The following is a 10,261-nucleotide window of genomic DNA, read 5'->3' as shown; positions in this document are numbered from 1 at the left end:
CTGCCCTGACGCATAACTTTTTACAAGATATAGCTTAAGTTCTGCACTATATTTAGCCATAGAAAAACCCCAAAAGGTTGGAAGGGTGTCCAACTTCTTGGGGTCAGTTCATCTAGAGGCTTTTTTCGTTGTCCATAACTATGAAAAGCCTGATCTAGAGTACTTTGAGGAAAACTGACTTTTGTTTGTAATTGCTCAGCAAACTCAGCTAGGTCATCGGCAGGCATCAATTTATCACCTCCTTCGAATTCTTCATAAATACGTTTTGACTGGCTACGGCTGTGCTGAAATCTGTACTTAGTAACATACATGGATTTAGCGAAATCTTCACCTGGTTTTAGCCGAATTGCGTTGGCACGCTGTTCTTCAGGTCTTGGGAAGGGTTGCCAACCGACGGGTACATAAGGCATTTCTCCGCAAGGTGCGGGCTGACTCATCAACAAAAATGGATGAAGCGAATAAATTATCCCTGGTGCTGACCTTGAACTCATTGGCTTAAATTTTAGTTTTATTGCAAAACAGTCCATGACGTAGACTGAATAAGTCTCAATGAGTTTTGCTGCTAAGTGCTTAATAATTAACTAATAGCTCTTTACTTATCAATCTAAAAAAATAATAAAATCTTAAAATTAAATGTATTTAAACTTAAATAAAAAACACAAAATATTTAGTCTAAACTATTGATTTAATTATATATTTTAGCATTAATCCACTATTGCATTAATTACTTATCAATGAAACAATTATCTTTTTAAAGGTAAAGCAAGAAATGAAAAATGAAAAGTATTTAATAACAGTAGCAAACACAAAAGGCGGATCTGGGAAGACAACTATCGCTTTGAATTTAGCGAGCGGCTTTGCGGTTAAAGGTGTTCCAGTTGCTCTTCTTGATAACCATACTCAGCAAAGCGCTCATAAAATGTGGGACCGCGCAAATGATGAGAGTTTTTCCCTGCCCTTTAATACGATTCCTTTTATAGTTAGAAATAATAAATACCTTGGTGGAATGCAACAGGCCTACGAGGAGGTAGTAGCGGACTTGGACGAAAAGTTAATCATCATTGATACTCCAACACGTGATAGTGACCAAAGTCTTTTGGAGCTGTTTTTCTTTTCTGACTTAGTTCTTGTCCCATTTATGTCATGGGACCTCGCTAACTTAGATGCAATGGAGGATTTCATTGTCTTATTAAATGCGGCTAATGATGCGCGATTGGCATCCAGCGGAACTCCTCTAAACATCAAAATCGTTCTTTCGCAGCATCAAAGCCATCGACCCTCTACGCAGTACACTGTGCAGAAACTGGAAGAACTGCTTGATAAATGGAAGCTAAAAAAAGGACTTCAAATACCAATACTCTCAAGTTCAATTGATAAGACGGCTGAGTTTGTAACATCATCATGTACTCGTAGGACTGTTTTCCATTACCCGAAGGCTAAGATGGCTAGGTTAATGATTGAATGTTTAATGACTGAAATCTCGTTAGACATGCAGTAAGCTCCCTTTAATTACTCAAGGGAGAAGGGGGGGAGGATTGTTCTTTAAAGTATTCACATTAAATCATAGTCTTCCCACTTAAAAATGCCTGGGTGAATAATATTTTTAGGAGCGTCCCATCCGTCTGGGTTTACGTAGGGAAGATAGTTAGCAGAAGGAAGCCACTCTTGGGCATTTAGTAGCGCTTTTTTCCCCGCTCCTTTCAACCAAGAAGGTATCATTTGAATTGACATGTAACCTTTAAAATGACGTTTTCCAGAATTTTTATCTGTAAAATCTAATCTTTTCTCCCAAAGCTCATAGACCTGATGTGTATCATTGTCGATAAAACAAACTGACTGCCTCTTAATATTGAACTCTCGATTATCATCTTCGATGAAATCATTATCTGGAAAAGACTTGCGTAGTAGCCGGGAAGCCGTATTAAAAAAGCTTTTGGAGTAGGTGAATATAACTAAATGATTTAAAATCTGCTGATCTTCCACTAACCAACCCACATCACGAGAAAGCCGATGGCCTACGCTGCAAATTAATTGGGTTAAGTCTCTTCTTCGGTCCGAACCTCTAGCACTTCTGTCAATTTCAAACCATACCGCTCCTTGTTCGTTATAACTAAGTACATCGGGGCGCAGTAACTTTTTGCCTCCTTTAATACTTTTAACTTCCATTAGACCTAAGGAGTCTTTATCACTAGACGTAGTGTTTCTATTTGTCGTGTATAAAATCAACTCATTTTCAACACAAGCATCTAGACCCCGACTAATGCAACAAAGCTTAATAAAATTGCTATACATGAGATGTTCAGGGTTAGTTAAACTGTCTGCCCACTGAGTACTTGATCGAGCTTTAAATGACTCATCCATCTCAAGATCATCTTGATAGAACAAGTTATTAAACCAAGTAGCACCTGCTTTAGTTAAAACATAGAAGTGCTGATTTCTATCAGACACAAAACTCTTAATCAACTTATCATTCTTAAGCCCCCTAAGAGCTCGCTGAGCGGCAGTAAGAGCTGCTGAAAGGTGTCTGTCACCAAACACATAGGCTGCAACGTCAATGGCTCTAAGTAAGCGGCACTCGCTAAGCTTATGAATGATGAGGAAACGAACTCGCAGCTTAATAGTACGAGCCGGTAATTTTTTTAAAAGCCCTGGATTGATAGCGTACCGTTCTTGTGGTGTGACTATAGGTTCAGAGTGAAGTAAATCTAGGTTGCTTTTTTCAACCACTAAACTGTGTAGAGGCTCACTTGGCTTCGAGTCTATAGTTGATAGGTTGCTATCGTAATTCCTTAACAAAGAATAAGTAAATAGATTGGTGGACATAGCCGCTCCTTTTATTTAAGAACAAGGAAGCTAAAACAACCTCCTTTAACTATGTATAGCTACCTACTTTCAAGCAACCCTCACAAGCAACCCTCGCATTGCTAGTGAGTTAATTAAAAAACAGTCAAAGACATAACATTTATGAGGCTTACAACAGTATTTCTGCACGATTCCTTCCTCTAATTTACTGTGGCGTAACCCATTTTTAAGCAAGGATTTAAGGAGTTTTTCACCTTATAATCCCTTTTTGTTTTCAAAATAAGTTCTAACTAGCTTAAAGCAGCTCCATTTGAAACAAGCTCTCTATGCATATCTCCATCACACTATATGATTACACACCATACAAACCTTAAAGTCAGAACACGTTCTGACTACAAAAAGTAGCTGCGTGGTACCAATATTAAACTGCATTGATCTCAATTTCCTTAGCTTTGAAGATGTCCCATCTATTCCTTTTTTCTAATGACTGAGCCTCTAGCCTGTTGAATCTATCTATGGGCCTAATATGACTAACTACCTGTTTGAATGATGGTGCCTATACAGAGTATCTAAAACCATTATTAAGGAAGCCAGAATGGCTATTATAATCAGAAAAAACAAATATACGGCTCGCGTATCTAGACAAATTTATGTTCGCAAAAACTCTGAAGGCAATCCATATCCTTTCACACGGATGCAATCAATTGGTCGAATCAGTTTGGATGCAACCGAGGTTCCTGAAATCTTTAAAAAAGAATTGACTCCAGAAGAGTTGGAGCGACTCATTGATGTCATTATTAAGCCAGCGCGTGAAGCGAAAGCGCTGGCCCAACAAGAAGAGCAGCAGCGAGAGCAGGACCCAACTTGGCGGCTTCGTGAGGCAATTAAATTGATGGATGAGGCAGCCGCTTTGACTACAGGAACCTTGTCATCAAAATTGGGGGGTGAGGTAGAAGCCAGCTTTTCTAAACTTAGATTTCAAAAAATCTCTGCTAGCAATGCTACTAGTAGCAATCATGATGACCCCATAGATAAAGCCACCCAAGCCACTCGCTTAGCAAGAGATGCGATTAAGAATGGCTATTATGGCGAAGCTTCTGAGGGACCTGTTAGTAAAAATACGCCTGTTTACAAGCGTTGGGCGAATTTCAGGTCAGAGGCTTTGGATGCTGATGATAGCTTGCTAGCTGCTTTGCAGGCAAAGAGATGGGTAATGAAGCGAGGGTAACATCTCCCCCATCTATAAAAAGTGGAGGAACTCTACTGAAAACAACAGGACTGAGCCCAGTGCAGTACCGAACTCAGTCCTTAAGTACCCAGTAAATTAAACCGTCCAATTATTGAGGGTCAGTTCTCTTTTAGGTCAGGCAGAAGGTCATCTAACCAGGATGCATTCATCATAAGCCATGGGAAACTTCCAGGAGTCGGGTAACTCCACACCTTTCCGACCCAAGGCATGTCTCCATAGAGCTGTTTTCTTTGCTCGGCTTTCGCCATATCCTCATCACTATATATGCGATAAGGCCTCCAATTGGGACCACTGCCGATTTGCGCTCCTTGCATTACCACATGCCAACCCTCTTCTGTTTCTACCGTGCGAATAATTACTGTTTTTCCTGCTATGAGAACAAATGGTATCATCGCTTCTGGGTGACGGTCGGTTTCATAATCATAGGGCGCACAAAGTTCTAGTATCTCCTGATACGCTGAATCTATAACCCCGATGAGGGCCTTGTTAAAACCATGAAAACTTACAACAGTTATCTTTGTAAGAAGATCAAGCGTACATATATTTACCGGTCCAAGACGGCACTCTGCCAGTAAATCAAGATGTTCCTCAAAGACGTCTGGCAAACGAATGAGCATGCCGTACGGCGCGTAAGGCTCAAGACCTAGCCCCGCGAGGTGCTCGGCCTTAAACAATAATGCATGCCCTTGAAGCGCATAATCAACATCGGGTATAGCACATAACTCTTGCATTTGTGCTAACGCGCGAGTCAGTGTCGGGCACATAGCTTGGGAGTCTTTAAGGGTAAGTTTACGTGGGACAATTTGCTTAGATTGTGAAGTCATAATCACTCTTTTGTTAAGTTGAAAATTTGAGAAAGTAAAACGCGTTTATACGCGCTTATAACAAGTGTTAGCACCCGTCATAACAAGTGTATGTACCCGTTTTATATTTGAGATTTAAATCTTATAAACTTAAGAGCAACGTGCTTTACTCAGCCACTTACACTCAACACCAACCTCCCATTCACCTCATCCAGCTCTTCTTTACTAATCAGTTCATCCATCAATCCCTCAAGCCGTGAGCGCATTGCGGCGGTGACGCGTTTGAAGCCGATAAGATTTAGGGCAGCGATCATGCATTCCGCACGGGCTATGGAGTAAGCGTCTTTGACGGTGAGGGTGATAGCCTTTTGTAACTCGACGTCAGCCAAAAACTCAAACCGTCTGGACGTTGAGTGCGCGCACCAGAGCGGGTTAAGCCTGCGCCATGCACTAGTCTAGTGGTAAGGGGCGTAAGATGAATAGGGCCTTCGGTGACTACAATTTGATGAATAGCTTGAACTAAGACTTCATCCAACAGTTCTTGAAAATCATTCACACAGGGAAGCGATAGCATAACGGGGTCCACTTGCTCCTAGGGAGCCACCGTTAGCACTTCTGGCGCGGTTTTAACACGGCTGATCTCAGGTTTAGTCAGCGTAGGAGTAGGAGATTCAATTAACGGCGGGGTGATGTCCAGGTTTTGGGAATCCAGATGTTGCTGATGGGTGATAGCTGGCACCGTCGCATTCTACCGCTAATACATAGCACCCCCGGTTTCGCTGGATCACGCACCGCTAAGCCTAGATAAAAACCTTGCGAACCCACTTGGGGCTGCTGACGGTAGTATTTAAATCATCTGCGGTGAAATTACAAAAGGTTTGATTGCACGCCCAGATCGCTTGTTGTCAGTTCTAGCCAGTTCGTGTTCAAGATAAGCCGTATTAGTTCGAGCTGTATTGTAGCGCTTTGCCGATAGTCGTCGAGATGAAGCCAGCACAGATTTGTTACGTAACGGGGCTCGCCAGTTCATTTCACCTGTGGTTAGCTAGGTGGAAATACGAAAGAGCTCTCTGTAACACACCACTAAAAACCTACTTGAATCTAGTAACGTACAGATTGAGCACTACCTAAAATGTAATCAAATATTTAACCTAAAGTTTTAAAAATAGAAAATTTAACGTGTCTCTATATTGAATATGGGTCTTAAAAAAAATCGGGCTCAGTTCTAAAAATTCATATAAGGCACATTATGTCAAAAAACATCAATAAATTAAGCAATTCTTCTGCAAGCGTAAACTCAGAAAAGCATACCCTACCCAGTCACTGTGAGTTAATAACTTCTGAAGGGGATAAGGTGACTGTTGCTCAAATACTTAAAAAACCTAATGAGTGGCATTTATCTGAGGTATCTTTAACGAAATCAAAAAAAGAGGGCGCAGAAAAAATAGTAGGTACCTTGTATCTAACTAGCAGTAAATCGTATTTATGCTGCAAACAATCTAATGGTAATCGTTATAGACTGCAGCCATCCTTAATACGCATACCGTATGTCAAAGGTAAGGCTATCGAAGCTGTTGACAGAACCTTGGATCTACTCAAAAAATCTCCTTATATTTATGAAATGGGAGGGGAGATAGTCATGATTAAAGACAATAGCCTAGAGCCTGTAATTATCAGCAACTTATCTCAGGTGAGCATCTTACTCGCAAGAAATTTTCAATATTACAAACTAGAGAAAAAAGAAGGTGATGCCCATATAGAGATAAACATAGACCCACCTTCGAGTGTAATTCAAGGAGTATTAGCAGAAAGCAGTAGGGAGTTTAAAAATCTGAAAGCCATTATCAATACACCTACCATAACGCCAGAAAACCACGTTATTAATCGTGTAGGCTTTGACTCTCATACTGGTATTTACTTAGTTTCAAATGAAAAACCTTTGTCTCTACCACTTGAAATCGATGAGATTGATACTTTCGTGGCCCTGCAAACTCTAATGAAACCATTTGAGGGTTTTCCTTTTGTAGGCCCCGTGGATAAAAGCGTTTGCCTATCAGCAATCTTAACAGCTCTAATTCGACCTGTAGTAGGGAAAGCTCCAGCCTTTGCGATTGATGCTCCAAGACAAGGCACAGGTAAAACCTATTTGGCTCAGTGTATCGGTTTGTTAGCAACAGGCACTATCCCTTCAGTTTTACCTCCCGTCAGTAACAATAATGATGATGAGGTGCGAAAACGCCTCTTTGCTGAGTTAAGAAGAGGCACTCGAGTCATCCTGTGGGATAACGTAATCGGTACTTTTAATAGTGGTTCACTAGCTGCTTTTTTAACATCTGAAACCTTTACAGATAGGGTTCTAGGTAAAAGTAAAACTCTCGAAGTATCTAATCGTTCATTACTATTGATAACAGGCAATAACTTGCGATTAGCGGGTGAACTACCTCGACGTGTACTGGTATCTCGCTTAGATAGTAAAGAGGAAAACCCAACAAAAAGAAGTTTTGATTTTAATCCATTGAACTATATAGCAGAAAATCGTCAGCAATTAGTACATGCAGGCTTAACGTTAATAAGGTGGTACCTGCAAAGTGAGTATCACAAAGAAAAGGGAGGAGTAAGACCTGACCGACTAGCCTCCTTTGAGGACTGGGACACTTTAGCAAGACAGGTTGTTGCATGGGTTGGAACAATGACCCCCGAATACACAGACCCAAAGCAATCCATAGATACTGGTATCGAGGAAGATCCTGAGCAAGAGGTCTTGGGCAAATTACTAAAGGCGCTTCAACAAATATTTAAAGGTCAAAGGTTTACCGCAAAACAAGTATATGAAGCCGCTATAAACGAAACTGATACCCATTTTGGCAATGATGTTTCGTTAAGAGAGTTATTAGAAAATAGCTCAGCGAATCATGGTCAAAAACTAGGAGTTATGAAAGTAGGCTATATCTTAAGCGCCAAGCGAGATAGAGTCGTTGACGGTTTAAAACTATCTCAAAGCAAGATAGGGAAAAAAACGGCCACCTATGTCATTGAATCAGAAAAGAGCAATACTTCATTAACAAAGCAAATCCTACTTGAACAGTAGTTCGTGTTTTGTGGAAACCAAAGAATCAGGGGTAGATGGGGTAGATGGGGTAGTGTTTTTAACTACTTTACTTTCTTCCAGTGGAAAGACTGGGGATTCATTACCCATAAAGAGAAGGACCTTATAGATTGCTCATAGATTCTTCCTCTAATTTGGTTTTTGGATTTTCGTATACTTGACCAAAACCTAGCTATTTCTTGGAAGAAGAATTGAAGGTTAGCGATGTTAAAAAGCACCCCAACTACCCCACTACCCCCTAGATCTCAGTTTCATAATTAATCGCTACATTTCAGACCTGTTTTTTAAAGGTACCTATACATACTAGAGAGCAATAATGCTTTCTATGAAAAATAGGTCATTTAATGAATCAATTAAGAAATTTAAAACACACTGCTACAAAATCCTCATTACAGCAGCTTGTTAATTTGCTTTATGAGCAAGCTGCTTTAAAAGGGCATAATGATTTTGAGTTAGCACGACAACTGGGGATGACGTTCGGTGAACTGTCTTACTTAGTTAACAACGCTGAGGAATTTTCTACGCTAAGTTCATTACGTCTACGTGTAATAGCGAAGTATTTAGACATTTCTACCATTATGGTTTGGCTACTTGCTAGGAAACTTGAAATTAGTGATTTGACAATTTCAGGCCAGTCTTCCGTTGCTATTGCTACAGGGTTAGAGAGCATAATGAAGGATGACTCAGTATCTGCATTTCTACCATTGCAAGTTCTTGATGCGCCTGTATCTGTTCAAGCTATTTTATGTAATTTACATCAGAAATTAATCGAAGAGTCTGCACAATTGACTGCTATGGAATCTTTAACTTGTAATCCCCCCGAAAAACCCCAGTATGAAGTGACCCCCAATAGTTGGACGGTTTAGTTTACTGGGTCCTTAAGGACTGAATTCGGTATTGCACTGGGCTCAGTCCTTTTAGTTTTAGTTTAATCCGTTCGTGATTGTAGTAGTTAATGTATTCATGAATTGCTTTTTTAAGCTGATCGACGGATTGCCATTTTTGCACATAAAACAATTCAGATTTCAACGTACCGAAGAAGCTTTCCATCGCGGCATTGTCTAGGCAATTCCCTCTGCGCGACATACTTTGCGTCAGCCCCTGGTCAGTCAGTAGCCGTTGGTAAGCCCTATGTTGATAATGCCAGCCTTGGTCAGAATGAACGAGTGGTTTCTCTGTTTTTTTGAGTCGCTTTTTTGCTTTTTCCAGCATCTGCGTGACGAATTTAAGCACAGGATGAGCGCTCATCTCATGCGCAATAATTTCCCCGTTATACAGATCCATCATTGGCGATAAATACAGTTTTTCTCCTGCCACCTTAAACTCAGTCACATCCGTCACCCATTTTTGATTGGGCGCCAACGCGTTGAACTGGCGCTGCAAGAGATGGGGTGCAATGCGTCCTTCTTGCCCTCGGTAAGCTCGATATTTTTTAATACGAACGATGGATTTTAGGCCTAGTTTCTGCATAATTCGCTGTACCTTTTTATGGTTCACAACCTCACCCGATTGACGCAATGCAGCCGTAATACGACGATAACCGTAACGACCTTGATGGTGGTGGTACAAGGCGTTGACTTTCACTTTTAACGCGGCTAGCGGATCAGTCAAACGTTGTTTAGCCAGGTGATAGTAAAACGTACTACGCGAGAGCTGGGCAATGCGCAGTAAAGTACTTAACTCGTATTTTTGCCTTAGCTCAGCGATTACACGCGCTTTTTCTTGGGCAAGAGACCCGTTTTCTGTGCGTGTTCTTTTTCCTGCAGTAAGGCATCGAGCTTTTTTAAGTACGCATTCTCCGCGCGTAAATACGCATTTTCTTTTCGCAGTTGAGCTAACGCTTCATCGTTTGTCGCTAAACGGGTTTTGGGTTTTTTAAGCGTTGGTGTTTTCATTCTTGGTGGTCGTCCTTTAGGCCGTGGCTCGAGCGCAATGAGTCCACCTTTATCATACAACCTCTCCCACTGACTGACGACTCCTGCACCACCTCGAATATCAAAATAGGCCACCGTTTCTCGTAAAGATACCTGGTTTTGCCTCATATATGTCAGGACTTGCAGTTTAAATCTAGCTGAATAAGAGCTGTGTTTCTTAGTAAACGCTCGACTGCCATGGTACTGATAACGTTGAAGCCAATAGCGAATCGCGCTTTTATCAATACCATAAAGATGTGATAAGGCAGCAATGCTAATGTCCACTTCCCCTAAACTGAGACAGTCATAATTGGAGTTTTCTGCGATACTTTAGGTAGGAGACGATAATGAAGAAATCACGATTTACTGAATCGCAAATTATTGCGGT

General features: G+C 41.0%; 10 protein-coding genes. 4 read left to right on the top strand and 6 right to left on the bottom strand.

Annotated features, from left to right (window positions below):
• Positions 1 to 20 precede the first annotated feature (20 nt).
• Positions 21 to 527 (bottom strand): hypothetical protein, encoded by a 507-nt coding sequence (locus tag AC2UZJ_RS12200; protein ID WP_486950422.1) that lies wholly within the window; start codon positions 525 to 527, stop codon positions 21 to 23.
• A gap of 242 nt (positions 528 to 769) precedes the next feature.
• Between AC2UZJ_RS12200 and AC2UZJ_RS12195 the strand changes: the two genes are divergently transcribed.
• Positions 770 to 1,498: a nucleotide-binding protein gene (locus AC2UZJ_RS12195; RefSeq protein WP_486950421.1), complete on the top strand. Its 729-nt coding sequence runs from the start codon at positions 770 to 772 to the stop codon at positions 1,496 to 1,498.
• 53 nt (positions 1,499 to 1,551) lie between these two features.
• On the opposite strand, the gene AC2UZJ_RS12190 is transcribed toward AC2UZJ_RS12195, so the two are convergent.
• On the bottom strand, positions 1,552 to 2,823 hold the full coding sequence (locus tag AC2UZJ_RS12190; RefSeq protein WP_486950420.1) for a hypothetical protein: 1,272 nt from the start codon (positions 2,821 to 2,823) through the stop codon (positions 1,552 to 1,554).
• A gap of 574 nt (positions 2,824 to 3,397) precedes the next feature.
• Here AC2UZJ_RS12190 and AC2UZJ_RS12185 point away from each other — a divergent pair.
• Positions 3,398 to 4,030 (top strand): hypothetical protein, encoded by a 633-nt coding sequence (locus tag AC2UZJ_RS12185; protein WP_486950419.1) that lies wholly within the window; start codon positions 3,398 to 3,400, stop codon positions 4,028 to 4,030.
• Between the two features lie 119 nt (positions 4,031 to 4,149).
• On the opposite strand, the gene AC2UZJ_RS12180 is transcribed toward AC2UZJ_RS12185, so the two are convergent.
• The 3 genes from AC2UZJ_RS12180 to AC2UZJ_RS12170 form a co-directional block, all read right to left on the bottom strand.
• The gene (locus AC2UZJ_RS12180; RefSeq protein ID WP_486950418.1) at positions 4,150 to 4,875 is read right to left on the bottom strand and encodes a hypothetical protein; all 726 of its coding nucleotides are present in this window, start codon (positions 4,873 to 4,875) and stop codon (positions 4,150 to 4,152) included.
• A 149-nt stretch (positions 4,876 to 5,024) separates the two neighbouring features.
• Positions 5,025 to 5,243: a hypothetical protein gene (locus tag AC2UZJ_RS12175; RefSeq protein ID WP_486950424.1), complete on the bottom strand. Its 219-nt coding sequence runs from the start codon at positions 5,241 to 5,243 to the stop codon at positions 5,025 to 5,027.
• Positions 5,183 to 5,428: a DUF3320 domain-containing protein gene (locus AC2UZJ_RS12170; protein WP_486950417.1), complete on the bottom strand. Its 246-nt coding sequence runs from the start codon at positions 5,426 to 5,428 to the stop codon at positions 5,183 to 5,185. Before AC2UZJ_RS12170 ends, AC2UZJ_RS12175 begins: the two co-directional genes overlap by 61 nt.
• A 675-nt stretch (positions 5,429 to 6,103) precedes the next feature.
• Here AC2UZJ_RS12170 and AC2UZJ_RS12165 point away from each other — a divergent pair.
• The gene (locus tag AC2UZJ_RS12165; RefSeq protein ID WP_486950416.1) at positions 6,104 to 7,942 is read left to right on the top strand and encodes a hypothetical protein; all 1,839 of its coding nucleotides are present in this window, start codon (positions 6,104 to 6,106) and stop codon (positions 7,940 to 7,942) included.
• Between the two features lie 362 nt (positions 7,943 to 8,304).
• The gene (locus tag AC2UZJ_RS12160) at positions 8,305 to 8,826 is read left to right on the top strand and encodes a hypothetical protein (protein ID WP_486950415.1); all 522 of its coding nucleotides are present in this window, start codon (positions 8,305 to 8,307) and stop codon (positions 8,824 to 8,826) included.
• A 1-nt stretch (position 8,827) separates the two neighbouring features.
• Here AC2UZJ_RS12160 and AC2UZJ_RS12155 read toward each other — a convergent pair.
• A protein-coding gene (locus tag AC2UZJ_RS12155) for an IS3 family transposase (protein WP_486950423.1) occupies positions 8,828 to 10,200 on the bottom strand; the annotation gives its coding sequence in 2 pieces (ribosomal slippage) (positions 8,828 to 9,747 and positions 9,747 to 10,200; 1,374 coding nt in all).
• Between the last annotated feature and the right edge of the window lie 61 nt (positions 10,201 to 10,261).

The organism is Paenalcaligenes sp. DL 309, assembly GCF_057475285.1.
Note: the sequence above shows the minus strand (reverse complement) of the source record. Positions and strands in the feature narration are given on the sequence as shown.